At 64.1% G+C, this 26,285-nt stretch carries 26 protein-coding genes; 8 read left to right on the forward strand and 18 right to left on the reverse strand.

Annotated elements, in window-relative coordinates; translation table 11 throughout:
* Nucleotides 1–16 precede the first annotated feature (16 nt).
* The 7 genes from ACFVTG_RS08050 to ACFVTG_RS08080 form a co-directional block, all read right to left on the reverse strand.
* Nucleotides 17–649 carry an ATP-binding cassette domain-containing protein gene (locus ACFVTG_RS08050; RefSeq protein ID WP_284751845.1) on the reverse strand — a complete coding sequence of 211 codons (633 nt, stop codon included), beginning with the start codon at nucleotides 647–649 and terminating at the stop codon, nucleotides 17–19.
* Complete coding sequence (locus ACFVTG_RS08055; RefSeq protein WP_390279438.1) at nucleotides 601–2,130, reverse strand: hypothetical protein; 1,530 nt, start codon at nucleotides 2,128–2,130, stop codon at nucleotides 601–603. Before ACFVTG_RS08055 ends, ACFVTG_RS08050 begins: the two co-directional genes overlap by 49 nt.
* Before the next feature lie 6 nt (nucleotides 2,131–2,136).
* Complete coding sequence (locus ACFVTG_RS08060) at nucleotides 2,137–2,544, reverse strand: hypothetical protein (protein WP_284751847.1); 408 nt, start codon at nucleotides 2,542–2,544, stop codon at nucleotides 2,137–2,139.
* Between the two features lie 36 nt (nucleotides 2,545–2,580).
* The gene (locus ACFVTG_RS08065; protein WP_284751848.1) at nucleotides 2,581–3,189 is read right to left on the reverse strand and encodes a hypothetical protein; all 609 of its coding nucleotides are present in this window, start codon (nucleotides 3,187–3,189) and stop codon (nucleotides 2,581–2,583) included.
* A 10-nt stretch (nucleotides 3,190–3,199) separates the two neighbouring features.
* Nucleotides 3,200–3,760, reverse strand: coding sequence for a hypothetical protein (locus tag ACFVTG_RS08070; RefSeq protein ID WP_390279441.1), 561 nt, complete (start codon nucleotides 3,758–3,760; stop codon nucleotides 3,200–3,202).
* Nucleotides 3,761–3,764: 4 nt separating this feature from the next.
* The gene (locus ACFVTG_RS08075) at nucleotides 3,765–4,031 is read right to left on the reverse strand and encodes an uberolysin/carnocyclin family circular bacteriocin (protein WP_236816065.1); all 267 of its coding nucleotides are present in this window, start codon (nucleotides 4,029–4,031) and stop codon (nucleotides 3,765–3,767) included.
* A 272-nt stretch (nucleotides 4,032–4,303) separates the two neighbouring features.
* The gene (locus ACFVTG_RS08080) at nucleotides 4,304–4,918 is read right to left on the reverse strand and encodes a TetR/AcrR family transcriptional regulator C-terminal domain-containing protein (RefSeq protein WP_390279444.1); all 615 of its coding nucleotides are present in this window, start codon (nucleotides 4,916–4,918) and stop codon (nucleotides 4,304–4,306) included.
* Nucleotides 4,919–4,985: 67 nt separating this feature from the next.
* Between ACFVTG_RS08080 and ACFVTG_RS08085 the strand changes: the two genes are divergently transcribed.
* Nucleotides 4,986–6,227 (forward strand): beta-ketoacyl-[acyl-carrier-protein] synthase family protein, encoded by a 1,242-nt coding sequence (locus ACFVTG_RS08085; protein WP_390279446.1) that lies wholly within the window; start codon nucleotides 4,986–4,988, stop codon nucleotides 6,225–6,227.
* Nucleotides 6,228–6,252: 25 nt separating this feature from the next.
* On the opposite strand, the gene ACFVTG_RS08090 is transcribed toward ACFVTG_RS08085, so the two are convergent.
* Entirely contained in the window at nucleotides 6,253–7,692 is a 1,440-nt protein-coding gene (locus tag ACFVTG_RS08090) for a UDP-glucose dehydrogenase family protein (RefSeq protein WP_390279448.1), read from the reverse strand.
* Nucleotides 7,689–8,927 carry a glycosyltransferase family 1 protein gene (locus ACFVTG_RS08095; protein WP_284751853.1) on the reverse strand — a complete coding sequence of 413 codons (1,239 nt, stop codon included), beginning with the start codon at nucleotides 8,925–8,927 and terminating at the stop codon, nucleotides 7,689–7,691. Before ACFVTG_RS08095 ends, ACFVTG_RS08090 begins: the two co-directional genes overlap by 4 nt.
* Before the next feature lie 372 nt (nucleotides 8,928–9,299).
* Here ACFVTG_RS08095 and ACFVTG_RS08100 point away from each other — a divergent pair, with 372 nt between their 5' ends.
* On the forward strand, nucleotides 9,300–11,192 hold the full coding sequence (locus ACFVTG_RS08100; RefSeq protein WP_284751854.1) for a polysaccharide deacetylase family protein: 1,893 nt from the start codon (nucleotides 9,300–9,302) through the stop codon (nucleotides 11,190–11,192).
* Between the two features lie 55 nt (nucleotides 11,193–11,247).
* Here the strand turns inward: ACFVTG_RS08100 and ACFVTG_RS08105 are convergent, their stop codons facing one another.
* The 4 genes from ACFVTG_RS08105 to ACFVTG_RS08120 all read right to left on the reverse strand — a co-directional run bounded on the left by ACFVTG_RS08105 (nucleotide 11,248) and on the right by ACFVTG_RS08120 (nucleotide 15,640).
* On the reverse strand, nucleotides 11,248–11,490 hold the full coding sequence (locus ACFVTG_RS08105) for a hypothetical protein (RefSeq protein WP_284991741.1): 243 nt from the start codon (nucleotides 11,488–11,490) through the stop codon (nucleotides 11,248–11,250).
* A gap of 8 nt (nucleotides 11,491–11,498) precedes the next feature.
* A complete protein-coding gene (locus tag ACFVTG_RS08110) occupies nucleotides 11,499–12,935 on the reverse strand; it encodes a flotillin family protein (protein WP_390279451.1) in 1,437 nt (478 codons plus the stop codon).
* A gap of 109 nt (nucleotides 12,936–13,044) precedes the next feature.
* Entirely contained in the window at nucleotides 13,045–14,307 is a 1,263-nt protein-coding gene (locus tag ACFVTG_RS08115; RefSeq protein ID WP_390279453.1) for an FAD-dependent oxidoreductase, read from the reverse strand.
* On the reverse strand, nucleotides 14,300–15,640 hold the full coding sequence (locus ACFVTG_RS08120) for an MFS transporter (protein ID WP_390279455.1): 1,341 nt from the start codon (nucleotides 15,638–15,640) through the stop codon (nucleotides 14,300–14,302). Before ACFVTG_RS08120 ends, ACFVTG_RS08115 begins: the two co-directional genes overlap by 8 nt.
* Nucleotides 15,641–15,687: 47 nt before the next feature.
* On the opposite strand from ACFVTG_RS08120, the gene ACFVTG_RS08125 reads away from it, so the two are divergent.
* From ACFVTG_RS08125 to ACFVTG_RS08140, 4 genes are all read left to right on the forward strand, one after another.
* Nucleotides 15,688–16,488 (forward strand): IclR family transcriptional regulator, encoded by an 801-nt coding sequence (locus ACFVTG_RS08125; RefSeq protein ID WP_390279457.1) that lies wholly within the window; start codon nucleotides 15,688–15,690, stop codon nucleotides 16,486–16,488.
* A 207-nt stretch (nucleotides 16,489–16,695) separates the two neighbouring features.
* Nucleotides 16,696–17,844 (forward strand): cupin domain-containing protein, encoded by a 1,149-nt coding sequence (locus ACFVTG_RS08130; protein WP_390279459.1) that lies wholly within the window; start codon nucleotides 16,696–16,698, stop codon nucleotides 17,842–17,844.
* Nucleotides 17,841–18,665, forward strand: coding sequence for a fumarylacetoacetate hydrolase family protein (locus ACFVTG_RS08135; RefSeq protein WP_390279461.1), 825 nt, complete (start codon nucleotides 17,841–17,843; stop codon nucleotides 18,663–18,665). Before ACFVTG_RS08130 ends, ACFVTG_RS08135 begins: the two co-directional genes overlap by 4 nt.
* Nucleotides 18,665–19,396, forward strand: a complete 732-nt coding sequence (locus ACFVTG_RS08140) for a maleylpyruvate isomerase family mycothiol-dependent enzyme (protein WP_390279463.1) — start codon at nucleotides 18,665–18,667, stop codon at nucleotides 19,394–19,396. The genes ACFVTG_RS08135 and ACFVTG_RS08140 overlap by 1 nt, the downstream gene beginning before the upstream one ends.
* A gap of 156 nt (nucleotides 19,397–19,552) precedes the next feature.
* On the opposite strand, the gene ACFVTG_RS08145 is transcribed toward ACFVTG_RS08140, so the two are convergent.
* Nucleotides 19,553–20,017 carry a DUF4383 domain-containing protein gene (locus tag ACFVTG_RS08145; protein ID WP_390279465.1) on the reverse strand — a complete coding sequence of 155 codons (465 nt, stop codon included), beginning with the start codon at nucleotides 20,015–20,017 and terminating at the stop codon, nucleotides 19,553–19,555.
* Between the two features lie 404 nt (nucleotides 20,018–20,421).
* Between ACFVTG_RS08145 and ACFVTG_RS08150 the strand changes: the two genes are divergently transcribed.
* Nucleotides 20,422–21,753, forward strand: coding sequence for a DUF6350 family protein (locus ACFVTG_RS08150; RefSeq protein ID WP_390279467.1), 1,332 nt, complete (start codon nucleotides 20,422–20,424; stop codon nucleotides 21,751–21,753).
* A gap of 30 nt (nucleotides 21,754–21,783) precedes the next feature.
* Here ACFVTG_RS08150 and ACFVTG_RS08155 read toward each other — a convergent pair whose 3' ends face one another.
* A complete protein-coding gene (locus ACFVTG_RS08155; RefSeq protein ID WP_390279469.1) occupies nucleotides 21,784–22,206 on the reverse strand; it encodes a hypothetical protein in 423 nt (140 codons plus the stop codon).
* Nucleotides 22,207–22,244: 38 nt separating this feature from the next.
* Between ACFVTG_RS08155 and purN the strand changes: the two genes are divergently transcribed.
* Nucleotides 22,245–22,817, forward strand: a complete 573-nt coding sequence (purN, locus tag ACFVTG_RS08160) for a phosphoribosylglycinamide formyltransferase (RefSeq protein ID WP_390279471.1) — start codon at nucleotides 22,245–22,247, stop codon at nucleotides 22,815–22,817.
* 131 nt (nucleotides 22,818–22,948) lie between these two features.
* On the opposite strand, the gene ACFVTG_RS08165 is transcribed toward purN, so the two are convergent.
* The 3 genes from ACFVTG_RS08165 to ACFVTG_RS08175 are packed head-to-tail and all read right to left on the reverse strand — an operon-like array spanning nucleotide 22,949 to nucleotide 26,202.
* On the reverse strand, nucleotides 22,949–24,301 hold the full coding sequence (locus ACFVTG_RS08165; protein WP_390279473.1) for an MFS transporter: 1,353 nt from the start codon (nucleotides 24,299–24,301) through the stop codon (nucleotides 22,949–22,951).
* A gap of 19 nt (nucleotides 24,302–24,320) precedes the next feature.
* Nucleotides 24,321–25,280, reverse strand: coding sequence for an N-acetylmuramic acid 6-phosphate etherase (gene murQ, locus ACFVTG_RS08170; RefSeq protein WP_390279475.1), 960 nt, complete (start codon nucleotides 25,278–25,280; stop codon nucleotides 24,321–24,323).
* Nucleotides 25,264–26,202, reverse strand: coding sequence for an N-acetylglucosamine kinase (locus ACFVTG_RS08175; RefSeq protein WP_390279477.1), 939 nt, complete (start codon nucleotides 26,200–26,202; stop codon nucleotides 25,264–25,266). The genes murQ and ACFVTG_RS08175 overlap by 17 nt, the downstream gene beginning before the upstream one ends.
* Nucleotides 26,203–26,285: the final 83 nt, after the last annotated feature.

Consider the following 26,285-nt stretch of genomic DNA (forward strand, 5'->3'; position numbering starts at 1 on the left):
CTGTCTACAACCTTGCTTACTCCTGCTTGAAGACGAAGGAATGGCTAACGGCCAGCTGTTCCGGAACCGTGTGGGAGATAAGGACCACTACTTTGTGCTGTGCCCACTCGCCGAGCTCGCCGATCAGGGCCTCGATGCCTTGAACATCCATGCCGTTGAAAGGTTCATCGATGGCGACTACGGGGGTGTCGGCGACGGTGCACATGAGCAGCCAGAGCTTCCGGATATTGCCCGTGGACAGCATGGAGGCGGGCTGCTCCGCCCAGTCCTCCAATCCGTATCTGGCCAGTCGGGCGAGTCCGGCCTCCGGGCCGAGCTGACGGCTGCGGGCGGCAAGAGCCAGATGATCGTGAACGGTCATGGAGGGGTAGAGCGCCGGCGTCGTACGGCAGACGCTCCGTACGTGGCGCGCATCGGGAGAGCCGGCGTCGATGCCGCAAAGACTTACGCTTCCGGCCCAAGGTTGGAGGAAGCCGCTGATGAGCTCCAGGAGAGTCGACTTCCCGCTGCCATTGCTGCCGGCCACCCGGTAGAGCCCCGGCCCGTTCATGCTGAGACTGAGTCCGTCCAGGACGGGTGAGCCTTGCCGGTAGCCGGCGGTTACAGAATCAATTTCGATCGAAGCCTCAAAAGACGTTGGTGCAGGCATGCGGCGGCTCCCAGGATCAAGAGGATGGAATAGCCCAACAACAGCACGGTGCTGAACTCGGGGCTGACAATAAGGATGAGCGAGCAAGGAGAAATCAGGAGGAGTGTGAAGAGACCGTCCATCACATCATTGGACTTGGTGCCGTCAGTGGTGGTTGGCGGACGGGAGACGGATTCCGCGACGACTCCGGACGCTGCGACGATCAAGCCCGCGAGGACAGCACCAGGAGCCGGAATGTCCAGCGCGAGAAGTGCCCCTAGGAAAACAAATCCACCAGTCGCCGCCCCTGCCATGACGTAGATTCCAACGAGCCGGACGACGATCGCAGTGGCGGAGAAGCCGTTCTCCCACGCGAAACGGTAGTGGTACAGCTTCGCTGTGGGCCCGATCCGATAGAGCGTCGGTTCCGTGACCCCAAGGCCCAGGAGCACGGCAATACCAACCAAGGATTTGTGCAGATCCCCACCGCCGAGAGTCGAGTCGAGGGGGAGGATGCCCCTAGCTCCCAGAAGGATGCCAACGACGGCGATCCAGGCGAGGACGATGGTGGTGATCACCGAGCCCTGTTTGCTGCTCAACAGATCGGTGACAACGAAAAGCCCGAAGCTTTTCACCGCTCGTTGACCGGTCCGCCGTTCGGTGCTGAAGGAAATCCTGCGGTAGCTGAGGCGGCGCCACGCGTGGAGGCTGAGGAGGATCAATATCGCGGATGCAACGACCGCTAGCAAGCACAAGGCAGGAAGGAAGCCAGAGGGGCCCTGGTCGAGGCCGTCCAGCCGGGAGAGCTGAGGCACGAGGAATCCGGTGGCAGCCCCGAGCAACAGCCCGAGGATGAGAGCCAAGAGGCAGTACAGCCAACGGAGGCCTATCCGTCGTGCAGGTGTTGAAGCGAAATGGAGGACGCAGTAGACGCACGCACAGGTGGCGAAAGCCAGGACGGTGACCGAAGCAACCACGACGTTGAGGTAGCTCGACGATTCCTCGAAGAAGACTAAGAGGAATACCGCAGCTGAATACCAAAGGATGCCTGTGCGGCGGAGCGTAGGGAGCAGGCCGTATCTCACCACAACCTGCGGGAGAGGAAGTTCCATCGCACGGAAGAGCTCCAAGTGCGGACTGCCGGACACCGCCAGCCGTCGGCTTGAAACTACCTCGGTGAGCACTGTCGCGCCAGCGGAGTAGAGGATCAAGAGGAATCCCCAATTGAGTACGGTGGCCGTGTCATGGCGGAGCGGGCCGTCGCGGAGAACAGCCATCGTGGACGCGAACACGAGGGTTCCGAGCACGATCATGGCTATCGATCCGAAGATCGCGAGGGCCCTGAAGCCATCCAGCGTGAGCGGCAAACGCATCGCGTTGACGATTTCGAACGCGCGGAAGTCCCGCAGGGTTCGGTAATCGGACCCCCGGACCGACCCGGCAGGGGTCTTGGCGTTCGACATCTGGCCTGTGACGGCGACGGGAGAGACTTTGGTCCCCATCAGCGCCTAGAACTTGCTCCGCGGACTCTTCTTCTGGACCGAGTCCATGAAGGCCACAATGGTGAGGACCGCAAGCCCGAGCGCACAGACGGCGGCGACGGCCGACGTCGTTCCCTGGAACGGGACGACTATTACGGGACTGAGAGCAGCCGCGTTGGCGAAACCGGCGACGGCGAAAACGGCCGCTTTGAGCGGTAGCCATTTCCCGGCCGGGCTGAAGGCCGCAATCAGCGGTACGGACACGCCGAGGACGAGAAGTACGGTGACGGTCGTGTTCTTCAGGGCGAGGGGATCTATGTTCTTGAGGCCTTCCGGGGCAGGAGAAGCCCAAATCAGGCCGAGGGAAATGCAGGAGAATGCGGCGACCATGAGGCCCACAATTCGTAGAAGAAGGCTGTAGAGCTGAGTAGTCATTGATAATTTCTGTCCGTGGGTGGTGGTTGATGGAGGTCAGCCGATGGCGACTATTGTTGACAGACCAATGGCCGAAAGCACAACGAGGATCTTCCTGCCTGTGGAAAACCCCCGCCAATGTCGGTAGAAGATCGCCAGGGCAAGTACGGCCATCGAGGGGAAATAGGCCCAATATCCGGGGACTTCCCGCGGTTGGATGACGCCGAACACCACGCTGAATAGGTTCACGGGGATCGTGGCGAGAATGGCGATCACAAAGAACGCCCCGATATTGACGCGGCCCGCGAGTACCGATTTTCCCGGAATCACCCGTTTGTCCAGGAACGCGGCGAGGGAGAAGTACAAAGCGATGATCACCGCGTAGACAAGGAAGAACAAAACGGTGCCGACGGTCATGGAGAGACTAAGCAGGCGATCGTCGCCGATTTCCGAACGCACGTCCGCCGGGACGTTTGCGTTGAGATACTTTCTGGTCAGGGGAAGCCGGAGGGCTACCAAAGCCATGAGCAGAATGTAGCTCGCGATCCACAGACCGCGGGACGTGGAAACCCATTCCTTGGCTGCAGTTGGCTCGGGCCGCAAACTTCCGACCTTCGCGACGCTGATGACGGTCTCGGACTCCCGGCCGTCTTCCGTGCTGGTCATGAAATCCTCCTCAGGTCTTTAGCTGAATCACGATGGCCTCAATGGCGGCACCGAGGACTATCAGGGCGATGGCAATGAGCAAAGTGCCGAGGGAACGGGCCATGTCGTCGATGAACGACCTCAGGGTTGGAGGCTCGTTCTTCATCAGCAGCCTGCGAGCCAGGCCGGCGGCGGGCTGGAATCCAGCGGTCGCCGCCATCACCAGGCCGAAGAATTCGAACGGGACATACCAAATGACGTCGGCAACCAGGCCGGCACCGCCGACGGAATGCACTCCGAGGGACACCGTCGCCCCGACATACAGCGCCAGGATTCCGGCTCCGATGAGCGTAGTGAGCCCAAGGGTCGCGACTCCGGAATACAGCACCAAGGCCGCGCCGACGTTCCGCCCGAGGATCTGGAGGAAATCTTTGCTGTAGAGGGGGCTCCCACCCATATCCCTCGCGTCCCGAATCCAGGACAAGTCCACGGCCGAGTAGCCGAAGACGGCTATGGCCGCCATGGCCAAGCCCGTGCTTGGGAGCAACCATCCAGGGATGCTCCCAAGCACGCGTGCTGTCTTAGCAAGCATCGAGTTAGGCGACCGCTTGCGCCCGGCCGATGCGGAAGAGGATGCTTCGAGCCGTTGCGATCAGGGCACCCGTGATTCCTGCCCCGAATATTGTGCCGATGACAACGAGAGCCCAGCCTCCGACCTCGATGGCGTGCATGATCTGGGACGCCGCCGCGGCAGAGATGCCAAGGGACCCCGCGATCCATGAAACGGCCAGGCTCGCACCGAAGATCCCAACCACAGCCAGCGCCGCGGCTGCCGCAGCCTGAAGCCCGGTCCTTTTCGTCATTGTTGATTCCACTACAACCCCATTTCTCGAGTAGAACGGCCAACGGGTATCGCTGGCCTTGAATAGTGGTGCCCCTCCAAAAGGAAGGCCATCCACGATTCAGATTCTCTCGGTGAAATTGGCGTCTACGTGTAAAAAACGGAAAAATCCGTGTGCAAAAGGCCGTTTCTCAGTGTGAACAAGCCGGATCTCCGTGTGCCCGGAGGCCCGTCTACGTGTTAACAGGGCGAAAACACTGAGATCCGCTAGTGGCCCTGGGAACGGTGAGGAACTTAGGCGTGGTCGGTCTGGTCGTGGACCGTCAATGTCCCGGCGAGGTCGAGGTCTGCGCCGGTGCCGTGTGCCCCAGCGTGTGCGAGAAGTGCGGCACCGAGTGCGGTGCTCCAGAATGTCTTGGCTTCGACGTCGATGGGTCGCCTGAGGCTCCAACCGCGGCTGTCGATGAGCTGGCTCATGAAGCGCTCCGATTGGCGGAACAGCAGTTGGAGGTGCTGGTCGACTACCGGGGCGAGCTCGGCTTTGGCGATTCCGGTCGCGAGTGCTCCCGCGACCGAAGGGAGCGAGGGCAGGGCGAGGACCGCGCGGGCGATGTTGCGCCGGAAGGTCGCCGCGTCGGGGGCCTGGCGGCCAATCCGCTCGATCCGCCGGGTGTCGTGGAGCAGACCCAGGAACGCGGCGTGCACGAGTAGTGAGTCCTTGGAACCGAAGTAGTAGGTGATCTGGTTGGGGAACACCCCTGCCGCGTCTGCGATCTCCGCGACGCTCAGCTGGGCTCCGTGGCGCTCCTTGCCGAGCCGGGCCGTGGTCTCGATGAGTCGCCTACGGGTCGCGCGTCCGCGCTCAAGCGTCGAGGTCTGCGCCTCGGGTTCGGTTCGCTTCTGAATCACCTCTCGATTGTATGTGATACAAAAGTAGTGTTAGTTGTATGGCATACAAGAGAGGTGGTTGAAGGGCATGGGACGGAATGAGGTTGTCGTGACCGGACTCGGCGCGATCACGCCACTCGGAGGCGACGTCAGATCGACGTGGGAAGCCCTGCTGGCCGGTGAGTCCGGCATTAGGGGCAAGGTTCTACCCGGCCATGAGGACGGCGAACTGGCCGGCACCGTGGCCGGGACGATGGCGATCGACCCGGCCGAGCGCCTTTCCCCGGTGCAAGCCAGGCGTCTGGACCGCTCGCAGCAGGCAGCCCTCGTCGCGGCCGCCGAGGCTTGGGCTGACGCCGGTGCCCCTGAGGTCGACCCGGAGCGACTTGCCGCGGCGATCGGCACCGGAATCGGCGGCGTGCAGACCCTGTTGGGGGAAGACGACGTTCTTGAGCTGTCGGGTGCCCGCCGTGTGTCGCCACGAACCGTCCCGATGCTCATGCCCAACGCCGCCGCCGCGCTGATCAGCATCGCCTACGGTGCGCGCGCCGGGGTATACACACCAGTCTCGGCCTGCTCATCCGGTGCCGAGGCGATCGCGCTAGGGGCCAGGCTCATCCGCGCTGGCGAAGCAGACGTGGTCATTGCTGGCGGAACCGAGGCAGCGATTACCCCGATCACGGTCGCCGGTTTCAAGCAGACCCAGGCGCTGTCGCGTCACACGGCGGAGCCGGCCTCAGCGTCTCGACCGTTCGCCGCGGACCGCAGCGGATTCGTCCTGGCAGAAGGTGCCGCGGTCTTGGTGCTCGAGAGTGCCGAACACGCCGCTGCGCGTGGTGCACGGGTCCACGCAGTGCTCGCCGGAGCCGGCATCGCGGCCGACGCGCACCACATCACCGCCCCCGCTCCCGATGGCAGCGGTCAGATCTCGGCAATGCGGAAGGCTCTCGCGCAAGCTGGACTTTCTCCCGAGCAGATCGGGCACATCAATGCACACGCTACTGGGACGCCGGTGGGAGATGCTGCCGAGTCCCGTGCGATCAGGGAGGTTTTCGGGCACGCGACCGTGACGGCGCCCAAGGCGGCGCTCGGCCACCTCTTCGGGGCTGCGGGGGCGATCGAGGCTCTCATAGCGGTCCTCAGCGTGAAGCACGACGTCGTTCCGCCGACCCGCAACCTCACACCGACCGACGTGGATCCCGACATCAACCTCGACGTCGTCACCCAACGACGCAACCTCCCTCAGCACGCTGTGCTCAGCAACTCTTTCGGCTTCGGCGGGCAGAACGTCTCCCTCGTCGTCACCGCCGTCACGGCCTCATACAGCTAGGTGCGGCGGCCGCGGGCAAGCAACGCTAACGTCGGGTCGAGGGTGCCTTGGCCTGCGAACCGACAATGAACGGCCGTGTGTTGACCGGTTCGACGGGAAGGACAGCTGGCTTGACGTCAGCAATCGGCTCTGAAGGCTCAGACTGAGAGCCGGTTCCGAGCCCGCGAACCGTCCAGCCTTGCGCCTGCCATGCTCCAGCGTCCAGGACGTTCCGCGCGTCCAGCACCATCCGGCGTCGTACGAGAGAGCCTACGGCGGCGGGTGAGAGGGCGCGGTATTCGTCCCATTCGGTGAGCAGCAGCACCAACTCAGCGTCTTCGAGAGCGCGCGTTGTGGACGCTTCGAAGCGGAGCTGGGGGTAGCGCATCCACGCATTGTTGATGGCCTTGGGATCGGTCACGGTAACGTGGGCGCCGGCCGCCGCCAGTTGGAGTGCGACGTCCAGGGCGGGGGAGTCACGGATGTCGTCAGTGTCCGGTTTGAAGGCTGCGCCCAGCACGGTGACGGTGCGGCCGGACAGGAAGCCTTTGCACATTTCACGGGCGACGTCCACGGCGCGGGCTCGCTGGCCCAGGTTGATGGAGTCGACCACGCCCATCCACTCATCAAGGGAAGGCACGGACAGTGCTTCTGCCTGTGCGCGGAACGAGCGGATGTCCTTCGGCAAGCAGCCGCCGCCGAAACCCAGGCCGGCGTGTAGGTACCTGTTGCCGATGCGCGGATCCAGGCCCATCGCCTCACTGAGCTCAGTGACGTCGGCCCCTGAGGCGTCGCAAAGTTCGGCTATCGCGTTGATGAAGCTGAGCTTCGTGGCGAGGTACGCATTGGAGGCGGACTTGATGAGCTCGGCCGTCGCGAAGTTGCAGACCAGCCGCGGGATCCCTGCGGAAATCAGCGGTTCGTAGACGGCGTCGAGCGCTGCCGTGATCGGGGCGCCGGCGGCAGAATCCTTGCCGCCCGGCACGCCGTACACCAAACGGTCCGGCACCAATGAATCCTTCACGGCCGTGCCTTGGCGCAGGAACTCGGGGTTCCAGCCGAGCAGGACATCCGGCCTGCGGGCAAGGATGCCGCGGAGCATGTCCACTGTTCCCACGGGCACGGTGGATTTGCCGACGACGGCGGCGCCCCTCGCCAGGTGCGGGAGGAGGCTCTTCGTGGCCGCGATCACGTAGGAGAGGTCCGCGGTATCCGACGTCTTGGACTGCGGGGTGCCCACGCAGAGGAAGTGCGTCTGGGCGTCGGCGGCATCCGCGAAATCAGTGGAGAACGTGAGCCGCTTCGTGGCGAATCCGTCCCGGAGAAGTTCATCCAGGCCGGGTTCGTGGAAGGGCGCGAAGCCCTTGTTCAGGTGGGCCACCTTCTGGGCGTCGACGTCGATGCCCACCACGGTGTGGCCCATCGATGCGAGCGTGGCGGCGTGCACCGCGCCAAGATAGCCGCAGCCTACAACGGAGATTTTCATGCTGGGAGTCCTTTGCTGGAAGTCACGGAAATGGTGGCGGGCTCAGCCGCCTGAAGCTCTGCCGCCTGAAGTTCGGCTGCCTGAACCGTGTGGCTGGGTGCCGCGGCCGGCTCCACGAGTGCTTCGCCGGCGATCACTGCCTCGTAGTGCTCGACGAGTTGGGCACTCAGCACCGGCCACGTCCGTCCCTGGACGGAAGCGAGTGCCGCCGTTCCGAACGCACGGCGCTTGGCGTCGTCGCCCACCAGGTCCTGCACGTAGCCGCGCAACTGCGCAAGGTCTCCCGGCTCGTAAAGCCAGCCGGTACGCGAGTTTTCCACGAGATCGAGGGGCCCGCCCCGGCCGGTGGCCACGACGGGAACACCGGACGCCATGGCCTCCTGGATCGTCTGGCAAAACGTTTCGAACTCGCCAGGATGAACGAAGAGGTCAAACCCCGCCACGACTTGGGCCAATTCGTCGCCGCCGAGGAACCCGGTGAAGAAGGCGTTGGGCAATGCTGCTTCGAGGGCAGCGCGTTGTGGACCGTCGCCCACAATGACAAGCCTGGTTCCTGGCAGATCCGCAAGCACGGCGAGGTCCTCCACTTGCTTCTCCACCGCGAGGCGGCCGACGTAGCCGATGATGCGCTCGCCGTGGGGTGCCACGGAGGTGCGCCACGCCGTCGAGCGCTTGGCGGGGGAGAACCGCGCGGTATCCACACCGCGCCGCCACATGCCCACCCTTAAGATCCCGCGGCCGCGCAACTGGTTGAGCGCGAACGTGGACGGGACCAGCGTCCGGTTAGCCCGAAGATGGATGTTGTCCACCCGGTTCCATGCCCAGTTCTCCAGCAAGGGGACGCCATACCGGGCCGCGTAACTGGGGACCTCGGTTTGGTAGATGGCAACCGTCGGGATGCCGAGCTGGTGCGCAGCCTGCACAGCCCGCCACCCGAGGACAAAAGGGGATGCGAGGTGGACGACGTCCGGTGCGTAGTCGGCAAGGATTCTCTTGACCCGGCTCACACCGCCCAACGCCACCCGCACGTTTGTGTACCCGGCCAGGGGCACGGAGGGGAGGCGGTGGACAAAAGCACCGTTCACGACGTCCGAGACAGCAGTGTCCGACGTCGACGGCGCAATCACCATCACTTCGTCGCCGCGATCTTGCAGATGCTCCAGCACCCGCAGGATGGAGTGGGTTACCCCGTTCATGAGCGGCAGGAATGATTCGGCAACGATAGCGATCCTCACCCCTCCACGGTGTGCGCGGAGGTTGGCGAAGCGGGGGAATGGGCGTGACGGTAGGGGGAAGGTTTGGTTAACAAATCGATGCTTATTCTCGAGTGGAAGATCCCGAGCGACGGAAAATGCGCCGATCTAAGTAATTACGGAGCTGAAAAACGGGTACAACTTACTCTTATTCGTCACCATGCGCCCGACTTACGGTGACACCATAGTGAACCTCGTGGCCATGACTGGGGCTTGTCCCGGGCACCGGGGTATTTCGGCAAGAGGGCGTTGACTGGGCGGCGCGCCCTCACGCGCTGAACAGCGCAGGGTGTTTTCGCCCCGCGCCTGCCCCTATGTCAGGCCAGGCTGTTGCCAAGAATCGAGCCAGACCCTATGAAACTCTTCAACCGTACTGACCAGGTTGACCGGCACCGGGCGTTCAAAGGGATGATCCCCGGGAAATGGTTTACCTGGTTCTCCACCGTCGTGGTGGTACTCGCCTTTACTGGCGTCACCGCCGGCATCACCGCGCCGGCAGCCCAAGCTGCCAACCCCACCGTGGTAACCCTGACCTTTGACGACGCAAATGCCGATCAACTCACCGCCGCGCAGACCATGCAGAGCCTCGGTTTGGTGGGTACCTTCTTCACTCCGTCCGGATTCATTAACAATCCCAATTACTTGACGACAAGCGACATGCAGGGCCTTGTGGCGAACGGCAATGAGATTGCCGGCCACACCGTCACCCACCCGGATCTGACCACCGTGACGGCGGATGAGGCAACTCGCCAGATTTGCAACGACAGGGTGAACCTCAGCAACCTTGGATTCACGATCACCGACTTCGCGTATCCCTTCGCTGCCGAGAACGCATCGATCGAAACCATTGTGAAGAACTGTGGTTTGAACAGCGCCCGCGGCCTTGGCGACATCAAGACGCGGTTCAGCTGCGCCGGCTGCCCGCTGGCCGAGACCATCCCTCCTGCGAACCCGTACAACACCGCGGCCCCGGATGAAGTGGACAACACCTGGACCCTGGCGGACCTGCAAAAGTCCGTCACCCAGGCGGAGCCGGCAGGCGGGTGGGTCCAGCTCACCTTCCACCACATTTCGGCTACCAGCACGGATCCGCTGAACGTCACGCCAACTCTGTTCAACCAGTTCGCCACGTGGCTCAAGTCCCGTCCTGCAACCACAAGCGTCAAGACAGTGCGCCAAGTCATCGGCGGAACCGTCAAGCCGGTCGTCTCGGGACCGCCGGCCCCGCCAGAAGGTACCGGCAACCTCATCAAGAACCCAAGCCTTGAAACCTTGGTCAGCGGAGCTCCCCAATGCTGGGCCGGTGCCGGTTACGGCACCAACACGGCGACCTTCTCCACCGTCAGGCAGGCACACACGGGGAAAGTCGCTGAACAGCTCGTGGTGAGCGGATATGTCGACGGCGACGCCAAGCTGTTGCCCACCCTTGACCTGGGAGGGTGCTCACCCACAGCCACACCCGGGAACGCCTATTCCATAGGTGCCTGGTATAAATCGACCACAAATACCCAGTTCGAGCTCTATTACCGGACAGGCCTTGGCACGTGGAAGTACTGGACATCAAGTCCCTGGTTCTCAGCGGCCACGACCTTTCAAAAGGCCACGTGGACAACGCCTCCACTGCCTACCGGTGCGAGCGGCATCAGCTTCGGACTCAACCTGTTCAGCAACGGCACCCTGACCACGGATGACTACGAGATGTTCGACGTCGGCACGCCGCCACCGCCTCCGCCGCCACCACCAGCCGGCGGCAACCTGGTACAAAACCCCAGCCTTGAAACGGCCGGTACGGGCCCGTTCCCACAGTGCTGGCAGGCCGGTGGATACGGCACCAACACCGCCACGTTCAGCACGGTGGCTACCGCACACACCGGTACCAAAGCGGAGAAACTCACCATCACGGGTTACTCCAGCGGTGACGCGAAACTGCTTCCGACGCTGGACGCCAGTACCTGCCCACCTGCGGCGGTCGCAGGACACACCTACTCGGTGCGTGTTTGGTACACCTCCACAGCCGTCACACAGTTCGCCTTGTATTACCGTGACGCCTCAAACAACTGGGTGTATTGGACCTCCGGACCGTGGCTGGCCGCCGCCAGCACCTATACCCAGGCAAGCTTCACGACGCCGGCACTTCCTGCCGGGGCCACTGCGATCAGTTTCGGGTTGAGCTTGTTCAGCAACGGATCGGTCACCACGGACGACTATGCGATGTATGACACCGTGGGAGCCCCGCCGCTGGGGTGAGCAATCCATCAGCGACAAAAAGCTGAGGGCGGCTAACTAGCCGCCCTCAGTTGTTTTATCTGGCAGCTTTCAGAACGTCCGGCAGCTCATCAACGAATACAGTTCCGGGCGGTTCGTAGTAGATGACAAGCACCTCATCACCCACGTTGAAAACACTGCTTTTGTCGAAAGGATGCGCGTGGAAGGCGCTTGTGCCACCGTGGAACGGCAGCATCACTTCCCCCACGGTGCCTGGCCCAATACGGCCCGTGACCCTGCCGATTTTGCCCGTCAGGCTCCGATCAACCTCTTTGTGCATCGGTGTCCCTACGCATCAGGGGTTTTGGTGGGCCGCTTGGGCGGTTCCTTGCCGTTCTTGAGCGCTGCTGTGATCGACGGCAGGTAGTTGCCCACCTGGGACAGGATCCCACCCACCATGCTGTTGAGGCCCTCGCCGCCGTTCAGAACCGTCAGGTTACCCACGTGGGCAAAGGGTTCAGCCGCGGCTGCCACGATCGCAGGCATGTTCTCCGCGAGCTGCTGGGAGATAACGGCCTCTTGGTTGGTTCCGAGAGCCTCGGCACGGGCCTTGATGCCGTCCGCTTCCGCCAAGGATTTGGCCTTGATGGCCGAGGCTGCAGCGTCACCCCGCGCCTTGGTGGCTGCCGCTTCGGCTTCACCGGTGATCTTCGTTGCCCCCGCAATGGCGGCCGCCGCCGTGGCGTTGGCCTGCGCTTCGACTTCCACCTTGCGGGCGTTCGCCTGGGCCTCGAGTTCCGTTCGCCGTGCCCGCGCCTCGGACGCGCTGATGTCGGCAGCCTTTTGGGCTTCCGCCTCGGTCCGCTGCGCGTACGCCTTTGCATCGGCAGGCTTTCGGATGGACGTCTGGAGCTTCTGCTCCTCGCGGTCCGCCTCCAGCTTGGCCACCTCGGTTTCCTGGACCACCACTTGCTGGCGCGCCGTGGCATCGGCCAACGGTCCCGCCTGCGCGGCATTGGCCCGGGCGGTTTCGGCGTTGGCTTGTGCCGCTGATTGCTTGATCGCCGAGATGCTCTGGGCATCCGCGATCTGCGCAGCTGCCTCGGCTTCCCGTTCCGCGGCCTCGCGGTTCCGGGTGGCTTCAGCGATGCGGGCTTCCATTTTGACCTGCGCAATGTGCGGTTTGGCCAGGTTTTGGATATAGCCCGTGGGGTCTTGGAGATCCTTGATCTGCAGGGAATCAACCACTAGGCCAAGCTTTTCCATTTCTATGCCGCTGGCGCTGCGGACCAACGACGCAAGTTTGTCGCGCTCACGGATGATTTCTTCCATGGTCATGCTGCCAATGATCGAGCGCAAATGCCCCTCAAAAACGTTGTAGACCTGGCTTTGCATTTTGGGCTGCTGGCCGAGAAACCTCCTCGCGGCATTCGCAATGAAAGGAGCGGCGTCACCGATTTTGTAAATAACCACACCCTCCACGATCACCTGGATACCTTGCGAGGTCACGCAGTTGACCTGGAGTTCTGTTTCATTCAGCGTGAGGGACAAAGTCCTCACGGTTTGGAGCCCGGGAACCACCAAGGCGCCTTTCCCGGTGACGATTTTGAAATCCATTCCGTCCCTGGTGTCCAAGCTTCCCCGAGTCAGGCCGGAAATGATCAATGCCTCGTTTGGTTCAGCCACCTTCCACATCAATTTAATGAGCAGCCGAATGACGGCAACGGCGACAACTACCCCCAATACGGTGACAAGAATCGGGAGATAAGCAACGAGGTCGAACATGACTGTCCTTTCAACGGCAAGCACCCAAGCGGCTCGTGTAGTCAGTCTGCTTCGGTCTGCTCCAGGAGTCCAGCAATTTGTTTACCTACAATTGACACAACGGATGCTCCTAGGCGTGCGTTCCCGCCAGCGACTCGGTTTTCACCTCGGCGGTACCGTCCGCCGGGACGCCGTCGCCATCTTGGCCGTACAGCCAGTCGTTGTACTGGAAGTCGCCATCCTTGCGGCTCTTGAACAGCAGGTTCCGTAAGACGCGTGCGATGCCGGACACGTGCCACGACTCTCCCCAGACACGCGCGGTGCGCTGGACGCGGGCTGTGCGCGCTGCGCGGGCTGAGTTGAAATCGCCGATGGCGCGGTCCCACGCACCGGTGTCCACGCCGTCGTCGTTGAACACGGAACCCACGGTGGAATCCTGGAGGACCGCGGCGTCTTCAAGCGCCTGGCAGGCTCCCTGGGCCAGGTACTGGAGCATGGGGTGCGCGGCGTCGCCCATCAAAACCAGGCGCCCGTCGATCCAGTTCTCGATGGGATCGCGATCGTACATGGGCCAGCGGATGCCGGTCGCAAGGTTCCGCAGTGCCAGCTGTACGGCCGGAACGCAGTCCTTGTAAGCGGCCTCGAGTTCGTCGACGCCGCCGTACTGTTCCTCGCCGCGCTCGAACGAGGGCGACTTGAAAACAGCCACCGTGTTGAGCAGTTCGCCTTTGCGCAGCGGGTATTGCACGAGGTGGCAGTCCGGCCCGAGGTAGACGACGACGTCCTCAAGGTCGGTCGCCGGGGTTTCAGGCGTGATGGGCACCGTTCCGCGATAGGCGACGTACGACGACGACACCGGCCCGTCCTGTGCGACGGCGGCGCGGAGCGTGGACTTGAGGCCGTCGGCGCCGATCACGACGTCGGCCTCGTAAACGTCCCCACTCGAGGTGTGCGCCAGGCCGCGGGCGTTCACGGTCTCGACTCTCTCGACGACGACGTCGTTCACCAGCCGGACGCCGGCATCCTGGCAGGCTTCCAAAAGGATCCGGTGCAAGTCGCTGCGGTGGATCACCACGTACGGAGCGCCGTAGCGCTCTTCGAACTCGCCTCCGAGGGTCTGACGGGTGAGTTCCTCGCCGGTCAGGGCGTCGCGGAACACCAAGTGCTTGGGCCGGACCCCGATCTCGAGCGCCTTCTCGAGGAGGCCCCAACGCTTCAGGACGCGGGAGGCGTTGGGTGCCATCTGCAGTCCCGCCCCAACCTCGCCGAACTCGGGGGCCCGCTCTACCAACGTCACCTCGGCGCCGTTCGCGCGGAGGGCCAGGGCGCCGGCAAGGCCGGCCATTCCTCCGCCGACAACGAGGACTTCAGTGGATGGTTTGCGGTCAGACATTGCTTGCTCCTACAGAGGTGGTGTTTTTGGATTGGATGTTGGCGGTGTTGATCTTCGCGGTCTTGATTTTCGTGCCGATGGCGCCGAGCAGGATGGCCGCGACGGCGGCGGCCCCGGCAAATGCCAGGAAGTTCGAGTTGACGCCCAGCCCGGCCGCGAGCAGCAGCCCGCCGACCTGGGGAGCGGCGACCGCACCAATGCGGCCGACGCCGAGTGCCCAGCCGAGCGCTGTGCCCCGCAAATGCGCCGGGTAATGGCTCGCCACTGCCGCGATGATGAGGCATTGGGTTCCGTGGGTGCCGACCCCGGCCAGCACCAACATGACATAGACAAGCCCCACGGGCGGACCCGCCACCAGTACGGCCAGCGCGACGGCGGCGACGGCGGCTGCCGCGATCGCCGTCGGGATGGGACCGAATCGGGTTCCCGCCCAAGCCGTGGCCACCGAGCCGACGACGGCACCGAGGTTGAGTGCCAGCGCGAAGGTCAGGGCGGACCCGAGGTTGTAGCCGGCCAGTTGCATCAAGTTCGGGAGCCACGTGCCCAGGCCGTACCAGGCGAAGAGCGTCACGAGGGTGGAGATCGCGAACAGGAGACTCATGCCGAGGTACGGTGCACGGAGCAGGGACTTGAAGCCCGCTGCTTGTTTCGCATCTTTTGCGGCCGGAGGTGTTCCCGGAAGCGTCTCCGGGAGGGTTTCCGGGAGGAAGCGCATGCCCAGCGGAACAACCACGAGCAGGGCCACAGCGGCCACCAGGAACATGACCGGCCAGCCGAAAGCGGGAATCAGCGGAATGCCTGCCAAAGCGGCGATCGAGCCGCCGATCGGCACTCCTGACATCATCAGCGTGGCGATGGTAGACCGCCATTTGGCGGGGACCAGCTCCGCGACCAAGGCGTTTGCCGAGGGAACAAGTCCGCCCAAGCCGATGCCCGCCAGCAAGCGCAGGCCCCCGAAGACTGCTGCGTTCGGGGCGAACGCGCACAGGATAGTGAAGAGCGAAAACAGTGCGGCGCAGGCCATGATGGTCCGGCGGCGGCCCCAGCTGTCCGACATCCGGCCGGCGAAGATCGCTCCGATCATCATGCCCAGGAAAGCCATCGAGCCGACCGTTCCGGCTGTTGCCTTGGTGAGGCCCCAGCCGGTGTCGGTGATGAGGGAGCTCTGGACGGTGCCGTAGACGATGAGGTCGTAGCCGTCGAAAACCACCAGCAACCAGCAGACCAGGACAGCGGCGGCGGAACGCTTGGAGAACCGGGCAGAGGCCCCGGGGGAGTGGTGAACGCCGTCTTGGGTCTGCTCCGGCGCTGCAGCGGATGGTGTGTGATTCATCCCACCACTGTGTGGCCGCCGCTCGTTTGCACCAATAGAATTCTGTCGTGCAGAATCTTCCGGCCCGCAAAAAACCCGCCTATTCCATTGAGGCCGTGGACAACGCCCTTCAACTCCTTCAGCTCTTGCGCGACGGCGGCAGCCTGCGCCTCAAGGACGCCGCCGCGGAGTTGGGTGTTGCCCCCTCCACCGCCCACCGGCTGTTGGCCATGCTGGTCTACCGGGGGTTCGCGGTCCAGGACGAGACCCGCCGCTATGTGCCCGGGCCGGCCATGGGGGTTGGCCCAGCAGGACTCAGTTGGAGCCGTTTGCTGCGCACCGTGGCGCAGCCGCACATGGAACTCCTGAGTGGCCGGATCAACGAGACCGTCAACCTCATGGTCCGCGCGGGTACCAAGGTGAGGTTCCTGGCCACCGTGGAGGGGACCAACGCGCTGCGGGTGGGCGACAGGCAGGGAACCGTACTGCCCGCCAACAAGGCCTCGGGCGGCAAAGCGCTGTTGGCCGAACTGGAACCCGCCATGATCGAGCAATTGTTCCGCAGCCACAATGCGGAGATCGGCGGCGACAACATTCCCGACTCCGAATATCCGGCTTTCCTCCGCGAGCTCGAGACAATCCGGAGCAATGGATTCGCCGCGAACTTCGAGGGCACCGAGGAAGGGATCAGCGCCTTGGGGGTGGCCCTCCACAACGGTCAGGGCGTTGCCGTGGGCGCGCTGAGCGTCGCGACTCCGGTGGCAAGGTTCCGCAGGCTCTTCGATGCTGGACTCGTGGGTATCATGCGGGAAACCCAGCGCCAATTGGAGATCGATATCGCAGCCAATCCGGCCGAGTCCCAGCCCTGACCTACCCAAGCCGTGACAGACCCAACTGACTCGCATTAGTTGTCGTTTTGAGGCCCCATAACGACAACTACTGCGAGCTAGTTGAGGCCGCCTGCTGGTCAGTTGGGCCAGCGGATTCTGTCTAGCAGAATATGCTGGAGATCACTCGAGGGCTTCCCTAGGGTCTGGAGTACGCCAAAACTGTCCCGTACCCCCGAGGAGGCCCCTGTGTCCATCAGCGCCGATAGCACAACCCACAAATCAGTTGCCACTGATCATTCCGTTGGCACAGCGCACGCGGTTCCGGAGCCGACCCCCGAAGAAGCTGCCCAGCTGGAGCAGCTGTATCAGGATTTCGAGGCCGGGAACCTGATTCCGCTCTGGACCGAGATCGCGGACCTGATGCCGATGGTTCCTTCCCCGAAGGCTGTGCCGTATGTGTGGCGCTGGAACGATCTGTACCCTTTGGCAGCCCGCGCCGGTGACCTTGTGCCGGTGGGCCGGGGCGGGGAACGCCGGGCCATCGCGCTGGCCAACCCTGGCCTGGCCGGCACGCCGTATGCGACGCCGACGTTGTGGGCGGCGATCCAGTATCTGGGCGCGCACGAAACTGCCCCGGAGCACCGCCACTCGCAGAACGCCTTCCGTTTCGTCGTCGAGGGCGAAGGCGTCTGGACCGTTGTCAACGGGGATCCGGTGGCGATGCGCCGCGGGGACTTCCTGCTGACGCCGGGCTGGAACTTCCACGGCCACCACAACGACACCGATCAGCCGATGGCGTGGATCGACGGACTGGATATCCCCTTCGTGCACTACGCCGACGCCGGATTCTTCGAGTTCGGCACCGAGCGGGTCACGGATGAGGCCACTCCGGACGTTTCGCGATCTGAGCGGCTCTGGGCTCACCCGGGTCTCCGTCCACTGTCCGGGCTGGATGACACCACGAACTCGCCCATCGCGGCTTACCGTTGGGAGCACACCGACGCCGCCCTTCGCGAGCAGCTGCTCCTTGAGGATGAGGGCCACCCGGCCACGGTGTCCCAGGGCCACGCCGCTGTGCGCTACACCAACCCGACCACCGGCGGGGACGTGATGCCCACCATCCGCGCCGAATTCCACCGCCTGCGCGCAGGCGCTTCCACCAAGGCCGTGCGTGAAGTCGGCTCGAGTGTCTGGCAGGTCTTTGAAGGACGCGGCACCGTGGTGCTGAACGGAGAGTCCAAGGTCCTCGAGAAAGGCGACCTCTTCGTGGTCCCGTCCTGGCAGGAATGGTCCATCGCGGCAGAGAGCGAGTTCGATCTCTTCCGCTTCAGCGACGCACCCATTTTCGAACGACTGAATTTCAACCGCACGTACATCGAAGGACGCAACAAATGAGACTCCTCACCCTCCGCACCGCTGCAGGCACGGTGGCCGTACGCCAAGACGGCGACACCCTGACCGAGATCGACGGGTTCTCCGACGTCGGCGCCCTCCTGCAGGAACCCGCCTGGGCGGCCATCGCGGAGGCGGCCAGCGGCGCAACGCACGCGTACGACGGCGCCGACCTCGCCGCCGTCGTGCCCTCACCGGGCAAGATCATCTGCGTCGGGCACAACTACCGCAACCACATCAAGGAGATGGGCCGGGAAATCCCCGAGTACCCCACCTTGTTCGCGAAGTACCAGGAATCGCTGATTGGTCCCAACGACGATCTTGCGTTGCCGCAGGAATCGGACACGGTTGACTGGGAGGCCGAGCTCGCCGTCGTGATCGGCAAGAAGGGGCGGCGCATCAGCGAAGCCGACGCGGCCGATCACATCGCCGGGTACTCGGTGCTGAACGACATCAGCATGCGCGACTATCAATTCCGCACCATCCAGTGGCTGCAAGGCAAGACCTGGGAAAAGTCCACGCCGTTCGGGCCCGCCTTGGTCACGAAGGACGAGTTCAGGGCCGGGCCGCTGATGACTTCCGCCGTCGACGGCGAGATCCAGCAAAGCACCCCCACCGGGGACCTCGTGTTCACCCCCGAATTCCTGGTCTCCTATATCTCCACCCTCATCACGCTGAACCCGGGCGACGTCATCGCGACCGGAACGCCCGGCGGAGTGGGCCACGCCCAGAACCCCAAGCGGTACCTCCAGGAAGGCCAACTCCTGGTCACCACCATCGAGGGGCTGGGCCAGCTAAACAACCGCGTGGTCAAGGAAGCCTGATGGTCGCACGCCACGACCTCACCACCGATCCGGGCCTGCAGGAACAGCTCCTGCAGGCCCGGCGGGGAACCGCGTTCTTCGCCCGCAAGCTCAACGAACTCTCCGATGCCGAGCTCGACGGCGATTCGCTGCTTCCCGGCTGGAGCCGCCGCCACGTTGTAGCACACATCGGCTACAACGCCCGGGCCATCGCCCGCTTGGTGGAGTGGGCCTCGACCGGTGTGGAGACTCCGATGTATCCCTCTGTCTCGGTGCGGGATGAGGAGATCAACTTCGGTGCCACCCTGTCGCCCATTGCGTTGCGGAACCTCTTCGACCACTCCGCCGTGCACTTAAGCGTGGAATGGCGCGACCTTCCCGAGGACGCCTGGCACCACACGGTCCGGACCATCCAGGGCAGGGAAGTCCCGGCGTCGGAAACGGTTTGGATGCGCACTCGCGAAGTCTGGGTGCATGCCGTGGATCTCGACAATGGAGCATCGTTTGGTGACATCCCGGCGTCGGTACTGGAACGGTTGCTACGCGATATCACCGGTTCGTGGGCCACGCGCGGCGCCGACGCCGGGTTGTTGGTCCGGGTCACCGGCACGAACCTCACGTTCGGCGATCCGGACGCCGCCGTCGTGGTGGCCGGGCCTCTTGCCGGCGTCGTGCAATGGGCCACCGGGCGGGGGACCGACGGCGTGACCGCGGGCGCTGGGCCCGTGCCGGCGGCACCCAAGTGGATCTGACGGCGTCGGGCACAAAGAAGGTTGGCACAGCTCCCGGCTTCTTCACCGCAGGAACTGCACCAACCGCTTGTATGACTATTCAGATTTGGCTGTAGATCCTACCCATTGGCGGCTCCTATAATCCCGGGCTAACTCAATCCGGGCTTGTGAATAGGGCTACTTTGCGTCGTCAGCCAGATGCCGTGAAAACATCCAGCCCGCGGCGACCATCAGGATGCCCAAGACCATGAACGTCCAGTTGTCGAGCGTGTTCAGCGACAGGAAGTTGGCCGCCGAATCAACCCCGACACTCAGTCCGTACACACTGAACACGATGTACAAGGCACCGAAGCTCATCAGGATATTGCGTGCGCTATGGCCGCCCGAGCGGGACATCGCCCAGCTGGTTCCGCCGATGAGGAGCTGCACAATGTTGAGCAGCAGCGACACTTGGAACACACCCAGGAGCATTGCGTGCGAATTTGGCCCGAAGAACTGCAATTCCCCGTACCGCATGGTGATGCCCGGAATGAATCCGAGAAGGCCCACCAGCGCCATCAGAATACCTACACCCATGCCGATGTTCTGGATGTCCGTCCGTCCAAAGTGAACACCGTGTGCATGTGGGGTTGCGGTAGTCATTTATGCCCTCCATCCACCTATTGCGAACACTCCAATTTTACGTCTGACTTATGCAAAAAGCGCTGGGAGCGTGGGCGTCCCGGCGGCCCCCGGCCTGCCCCGGTGCGGCCCCGACACGGCCCCGACACGGCCTGCGGCTTGCCCCGGTGCGGCCCCGACGCTCGCTCACCTATGTCGGGTTTCCTGCTCACGCGCGCTCACGTATGTCGGGTTTCCTGCTGATGCTCGCTCACATAAACGACGACGGCGGCGCGGCGGACATGCAGGAGCGTTTGGCTTTCGGGGGTTGTTGGTGAGCGAGGGTTGGCCGGGAGGGGGTTGTTGGTGAGCGAGGGTTGGAGGATTGGCGGGCCGTGCGGGCGCCTGCCGGGGGAGCGGGGCACGCCGTGGCACGATAGGACACGATGAAACTGCGCGCTGATCAGACCGGTAACCGTGGCCTGCCCATGCCTTTGTGGCTGCAGGGTGCCCTTGAGTCGGCGCAGGCCGCCATCATCTCCGCGCTCGTGGTGGTCTTGCCGCTGGTCGGCGTCTGGGCAAGTGACGGATTCCAGAACCACACCATCGATTTCCTGGCACGCCTGGCCGGCCAAACCTGGCTCTTGGTCCACGGTGTGCCGCTGCAGCTTGCCACCGTCAACCTGGGAACCGCGGGTCTACCTGGTTCCGGCATGCTGTCCCTTATCCCGCTCGGACTGACTCTGGTCCCGTTCCTCCTGGCGTGGCGCGCTGGCCGCCGGCTGGCCAGGGCTTCGTACACGGACCAGCTGTGGCAGGCCTTCTTCGGGGCGTTGCTTGTTTATGGGGCGTTCGGCGCGGCTACCGGATTCGTGTGCCGCACGCAGGACGTAGTGATCAACATCTGGTTTGCCGCATTACTTCCGCTTATCCCGTTCGGCCTCGGCATGGTGGTGGGCGCCCGGCGTGAGTCCGGCTCGTGGAGCAGGCTCATTGGCGTCGACGCCGTCGATTGGCTCGCGCGCACAAGCCAACATTCCCGTTGGGCCGGTTCCTACTTTGGCTCCGCCATCAAGGCGGGATTCGTGGCGATCATGGCGGCCATGACACTCTCAGCGACGCTGCTCGCCGTCGACCTCGTCATCCACTGGACGGACATCATCGCCGTCTACGAAGGCCTGAAAGCCGGGGCCCTCGGCGGTGGCGTCCTGACCGTCGCCCAGCTCGGCTACCTGCCCAATCTGGCGGTATTCACCCTGGCCTGGTCCTCCGGCGCAGGGTTCTCCCTCGGTGTCGGCTCACACGCCGGGCCGCTGGGCACCGCCGTCGGGCCCCTGCCTGCGATTCCTGTCTTCGGCGCGCTTCCCACCGGCCAGCTCGAATTCGGAGCCGCGGCCCTCGCCCTTCCGGTGATCGCCGGTCTGCTGGCTGGCTGGTGGTTCCTGCGTGCGGGGGAGAACCATTTCGACGAATGGCTCTCCATCAAGATCAAGGCGCGCTGGTTCACGGCCCCTGTTTCCACGCTGTTCCTTGGCGCGCTCGTCGGTGCGGTGGCAGGGGCATTGGCCGGAGGCCTCGCGTGGCTGGCACGCGGTTCCGCCGGAATCGGACGCCTCACCGAGATCGGACCGGACCCGCGGTGGACGGCAGTCTGGACCGCCGCGGAGGTGGGGATCGGCGTCGTGATCGGTTACTGGGTGGGGCCATGGCTCGAGAGGCGGCAGAAGCTCCGCGAAGCGGACCTCGACGATTCCGTGTACGACGGCGACCACCGCTAAGGTGCCCGCCTCGCCTTGGATTGCGCCCGGCTAGCGCAATCCGGAGGGAATGGAGTTCTGGAAATCCACCTGGCACGAGTTCTGGGCGTGGAGCGTCAGCGCGCCTCGTGCGCAGTCCTGCAAGGTGCGGATCTGCTGGAAGAAGACGACGGCGGTGAGCACCAGCAGGCACATGATGGCCGTGACAACCAGTCCGGAAATGGTGCCAAACAGTACGATGCGCGGCTGCTTGAACCTGATGGCCCGCACGAGGACCACCACTCCGAGCACCCCCGCGATGACGGTGAGGATCGCGCTGAGCCAGACGTAGCTGATGTTCAGGATGTAGACGAAGAGGGCGCCAAGCACCGTCAGCAGGAATGTCCTGAACAGTGTTTGGGTAACGGCAAGCGCTGATTTGGCAGCCTCGCTCTGTGGCTGATGCTGCGGAGTGGGTCCAACGCCGGAATTCATGTTTTCCAGCCTACGCGAGCCAGCCATAAGCTAGTGCAATGCGCATTGTTGTCCTCGTCTCCGGCACCGGTTCCAACCTCCAAGCAGTAATCGACGCCGTGAAGGCGGGCGAGCTGGATGTTGAGATCGCAGCCGTGGGAGCAGATCGGCCGGGTACCTACGGAGTGGAACGCTCCGCCGAAGCCGGACTGGACACCTTCGTGGTGGACTTCAAGGACTACGCGGACCGGGCCGATTGGAACGCCGCGCTTACCAAGGCCGTTGCCTCCTTCGATCCGGACGTAGTGGTTTCCTCCGGGTTCATGCGGATCGTCAGCCCGGAATTCATCGATGCCTTTGGCGGCAAGTATCTCAACACCCACCCCGCACTGCTGCCCGCTTTCCCGGGAGCCCACGGAGTCCGCGATGCCATGGCCTATGGCGTGAAAGTGACTGGATGCACGGTCCACTGGGCCGACGCCGGCGTGGACACCGGACCCATCATCGCCCAGGAGGCCGTCGACATCGCCCCGGACGACACCGAAGACACCCTGCACGAACGCATCAAGGTGGTGGAGCGCAAGCTTCTGGTCCGGACCCTCGCAGAGCTCGCGGCGGGAAAGCACGCCTAAGTCCAGGGCGCCCAACCCAACTGACTCGCATTTGTTGTCGTTATGACGGCTCAAAACGACAACTAATGCGAGCTAGTTGGGCAGGCGAGGGTGGCAGCGGGGACTAGTTGGGGGTGCGGAAAGGGGCAGGCTCAGTCGAGCTCGAGTTGCTTGGTCTCCGGCGCGAACAACGCCATCCACAGCACCGCCACCACGATCAGCCCGCCAGCCAAGGCGAAGGACGTGGCCAAGCCAAACTCGGGCCAGAAATACGAGGCGAACACGAGCGGCCCTATCCCTGCGCCAACCCGTGAGAAAGTGGACGCCCAGCCAAAGCCGGAGCCCCGAAGCTCGGTGGGGTAGAGCTCCGATACGTAGGCATAGAGCACCGGGATGGCCACCTGGATGACGAAGCCGAACGCCAGGAGCCAGAACACCGCCGCGTCGGGAATGTCCACCACCAACGAAACGATCACCAAGGTCAAAGCCGACAGCGGCCCGGTGATGGCCAGGATCCATTTGCGGCCCACGCGCTCCACGAGCACTGCCGCGACCGCCACGCCCAGGAGCCCGACGCCGGCCATCCCGGCTGTCGTCACGAAGGCCTTGTACTCCTCGAATCCGGCGCCGATCAGAATCCGCGGCATCCACGTCAAGCTCAAGTAGTAGACCAGGAGGATGCTGAAAAACAGGGCCCAGGCCGCCGTCGTGATCTTCCAATTGAACTGCCAAAGGCGGCGCAACTGTTGCCATGCGCTGCCGGCCGAGAGGCGCGGCGCGTCTTGCGGGGCGGGCAGGCTGTAAGCGCGCGGCTCGGCTCCGGTGGCCAAGACGAGGCTGTCGATGACCTCGGCGGCTTCTTGGCGGCGTCCCTTGCGGATGAGGAAGAGCGGGGATTCCGGTACGCTCCGCCTGACCCAGAACACCAGCAGGGCAGGCAAGACCATCACGAGCATCGTCAGGCGCCAGTCCGCGAAGACCGCAACAAGTCCGGCCGAAATGAAGCCGCACAGGGCGGCGCCGACGGGCCACCAACCATCCATGGCGGTGAGCACTTTGCCGCGTTGCTTCCGCGGAGTGAATTCACCCACCAGGGCATAGTCCACGGGAATGCAGCCGCCCAGTCCGAAACCGGCCATGAAACGGAAGATGCAGAACCACACGATGTCCGGGGCGAAAGCTCCCAACACAGTAAAGACGGAGAAGATCAGGAGGGTAGCGGTGAATGCCTTCTTACGCCCGATCGTGTCCGCGATGGTGCCCCAAGCGAAGGCGCCCAAGGCCATGCCGATCAGGTTTGCGGTGCCGATCCATCCGGCGTCGGCGGGCTGGAGAGACCAATGCTTGGAAAGCAGCGGAATGAGGATGCCGTTGAGCGTGACGTCCCACGCGTCGAACATGAAGCCGAGGCCGCCAATCAGGAAAATCCTGCCCTGGACCTTCCACCTCCACGGCAGCTCCTGGACAACCTGCTCGCCGCTCGGGACGGTTGTGTAAGTATTCATTTCCCCTCCTGGGGAAACTCTATCCGTGCTTCTGGATCGCCTTTCGCAGGAAGCCGCCAGCCTCATCCAAAGCGCTCTTCGCCTGGCCCGGATCGATGCCAGTCAACACCACCAGGATGGCCGCCTTGACCGAACCGCCCACGGAATCCAGCGCTTGAATCGCCGTCTCCGCGTCCACGCCGGTGGCGTGCTGGATGGTCCGTTGGGACCTTGCGAGGAGTTTGTTGTTGGTGGCGCGCAGATCGACCATCAGGTTTCGGTAGGTCTTCCCGAGCTTGACCATGGCGAGCGTGCTGATCATGTTGAGGACGAGTTTCTGTGCGGTCCCCGCCTTCAGCCGCGTTGAACCGGCAACGAATTCGGGACCGACCACGACGTCGATCGCTACGTCCGCCAGTTTGCTGATGGGCGAATCGTGGTTGCAGGCGAGCGACGCCGTGAAGGCGCCCCGGCTGCGGGCCTCTTCGAGGGCGCCGATCACGTAGGGCGTGCGTCCCGAAGCCGAGATTCCGACGACGGCGTCCGCCTCGGTCACGCTGATGTCGTGCAGGTCCCGGGCTCCGGCCGTGGCGTTGTCCTCGGCGTACTCCACCGGTTTCTGGATGGCCTGGTTGCCGCCCGCGATGATCCCGACGACGAGTCCCGGGGGAGTGCCGAAGGTTGGCGGGCATTCGCTCGCGTCCAATACCCCGAGCCGCCCGGCCGTTCCAGCTCCGACGTAGAGCAGCCGGCCGCCGCGGGCGAGGCGCTCCGCAACGGCATCGACCACTGCGGCGATCTCCCCGCTGGCTTGTGCGACGGCGGCCGGGACGCCGCGATTCTGCTCGTTCATGGCGGCGACGAGCTCGGCCGTGCCCATGGTGTCCAACTCACTGAGCGTGGGCGATGCCGCTTCTGTTTGCAGGCCCGCGAGCTCGGAACGGAGTTCCGCGAGCCCATCAGGGGTACCGGGGGAAGATGGGTCAGGCTGTTCCGTCACGGTGAATGTACCTTTCCTGGAGGAGCCCGCGGCGGTTCGCTGCGAGGGCGGCCCCGTCCATGCCATCGCCGAGTGCCGCAACCACCTCAATCCCAGCCGAAGCGAGGGCGTTGTGCAAGAGCCCGCCGAAGAACTCCGATTTCACGACGCCGCCAAGGAGAGCCACCTGCTTCGTCTCGCCGGAAGCAAGGGCCACGGTGTCCACGAGGAGCCTGCACGCTTCGTCCACTATGCGGCGTGCGACGGCGTCTCCCGCCTCCGCCTCTCCGAGGAGCACGGGGGCGAAACGCGCCATCTCCCGGGCCGGGTTGTCGGATTCGGCGAGCCACGCCGGAAGCTGCGCGGGCGAGCCGAGCAGCGCCGCAGCGGCGCCGAGCAACGACGTGGCCGCTCCGCCGTCGTGCGCTTGCAACGCGGCCTGAAGACCCTGCTGGCCGATCCAGCGTCCGCTCCCGCGATCGCCCAACAGCGGTCCCCAACCGTCGGCGCGGTGGAGGGTCCCGGCGTCGTCGAAGCGGAAGGCAACAGCCCCCGTGCCAACAATCAGCACCGTTCCGGGTGCGCCGTCCAGGGCGCCGAGCTGGGCCGCGGTGGCATCCGAGAGGACCGCGGCCGGGACCTTGAAGCGTTCGGAAAGCAGGACGGCGAGTTCGTGTGAGTTCGCCGCCGAGGCCTCGACCCCGGCGACGGCGGCGCCGATTCCCCGCAACGAACCTTCCGGGAATGCTGCCGGTAGCCCGCGCGGCAGCATGGCCGCGGTATCCGCGAGCAGCTCGAAGGCGAGCCGGGCGCCGTTGTCCATGCCCAGGCCGGGGAAGCCTTGTTGGTCCGCCGAGCCCAACACCTCATCGCCTTGCCTGAGTTCCACCCTGCATCGGCTCTTCCCGACGTCGGCTACCAAAATCACATCCGCGGAATCCATGGCCCAACCATATGTTGCGGGCGTCGCTACGTCTCGAAAAACGAAGACGACCCACAACACGATAAACTCGTCCGTATCCCCAG

The sequence above is a fragment of the Arthrobacter sp. NPDC058127 genome (assembly GCF_042884555.1).
Lineage (GTDB): Bacteria > Actinomycetota > Actinomycetes > Actinomycetales > Micrococcaceae > Arthrobacter.

What these genes read in the sequence shown, in the direction of transcription:
- ACFVTG_RS08065 (WP_284751848.1), bottom strand. Translation starts at nt 3,189, where the DNA reads ATGACCAGCACGGAAGACGGCCGGGAGTCCGAGACCGTCATCAGCGTC.
- ACFVTG_RS08085 (WP_390279446.1), top strand. Translation starts at nt 4,986, where the DNA reads ATGGGACGGAATGAGGTTGTCGTGACCGGACTCGGCGCGATCACGCCA.
- ACFVTG_RS08115 (WP_390279453.1), bottom strand. Translation starts at nt 14,307, where the DNA reads ATGTCTGACCGCAAACCATCCACTGAAGTCCTCGTTGTCGGCGGAGGA.
- ACFVTG_RS08140 (WP_390279463.1), top strand. Translation starts at nt 18,665, where the DNA reads ATGGTCGCACGCCACGACCTCACCACCGATCCGGGCCTGCAGGAACAG.
- ACFVTG_RS08120 (WP_390279455.1), bottom strand. Translation starts at nt 15,640, where the DNA reads ATGAATCACACACCATCCGCTGCAGCGCCGGAGCAGACCCAAGACGGC.
- ACFVTG_RS08145 (WP_390279465.1), bottom strand. Translation starts at nt 20,017, where the DNA reads ATGACTACCGCAACCCCACATGCACACGGTGTTCACTTTGGACGGACG.
- ACFVTG_RS08135 (WP_390279461.1), top strand. Translation starts at nt 17,841, where the DNA reads ATGAGACTCCTCACCCTCCGCACCGCTGCAGGCACGGTGGCCGTACGC.
- ACFVTG_RS08060 (WP_284751847.1), bottom strand. Translation starts at nt 2,544, where the DNA reads ATGACTACTCAGCTCTACAGCCTTCTTCTACGAATTGTGGGCCTCATG.
- ACFVTG_RS08165 (WP_390279473.1), bottom strand. Translation starts at nt 24,301, where the DNA reads ATGAATACTTACACAACCGTCCCGAGCGGCGAGCAGGTTGTCCAGGAG.
- ACFVTG_RS08155 (WP_390279469.1), bottom strand. Translation starts at nt 22,206, where the DNA reads ATGAATTCCGGCGTTGGACCCACTCCGCAGCATCAGCCACAGAGCGAG.
- ACFVTG_RS08100 (WP_284751854.1), top strand. Translation starts at nt 9,300, where the DNA reads ATGAAACTCTTCAACCGTACTGACCAGGTTGACCGGCACCGGGCGTTC.
- ACFVTG_RS08105 (WP_284991741.1), bottom strand. Translation starts at nt 11,490, where the DNA reads ATGCACAAAGAGGTTGATCGGAGCCTGACGGGCAAAATCGGCAGGGTC.
- ACFVTG_RS08075 (WP_236816065.1), bottom strand. Translation starts at nt 4,031, where the DNA reads ATGACGAAAAGGACCGGGCTTCAGGCTGCGGCAGCCGCGGCGCTGGCT.
- ACFVTG_RS08070 (WP_390279441.1), bottom strand. Translation starts at nt 3,760, where the DNA reads ATGCTTGCTAAGACAGCACGCGTGCTTGGGAGCATCCCTGGATGGTTG.
- purN (WP_390279471.1), top strand. Translation starts at nt 22,245, where the DNA reads ATGCGCATTGTTGTCCTCGTCTCCGGCACCGGTTCCAACCTCCAAGCA.
- ACFVTG_RS08175 (WP_390279477.1), bottom strand. Translation starts at nt 26,202, where the DNA reads ATGGATTCCGCGGATGTGATTTTGGTAGCCGACGTCGGGAAGAGCCGA.
- ACFVTG_RS08050 (WP_284751845.1), bottom strand. Translation starts at nt 649, where the DNA reads ATGCCTGCACCAACGTCTTTTGAGGCTTCGATCGAAATTGATTCTGTA.
- ACFVTG_RS08110 (WP_390279451.1), bottom strand. Translation starts at nt 12,935, where the DNA reads ATGTTCGACCTCGTTGCTTATCTCCCGATTCTTGTCACCGTATTGGGG.
- ACFVTG_RS08090 (WP_390279448.1), bottom strand. Translation starts at nt 7,692, where the DNA reads ATGAAAATCTCCGTTGTAGGCTGCGGCTATCTTGGCGCGGTGCACGCC.
- ACFVTG_RS08055 (WP_390279438.1), bottom strand. Translation starts at nt 2,130, where the DNA reads ATGGGGACCAAAGTCTCTCCCGTCGCCGTCACAGGCCAGATGTCGAAC.
- ACFVTG_RS08150 (WP_390279467.1), top strand. Translation starts at nt 20,422, where the DNA reads ATGAAACTGCGCGCTGATCAGACCGGTAACCGTGGCCTGCCCATGCCT.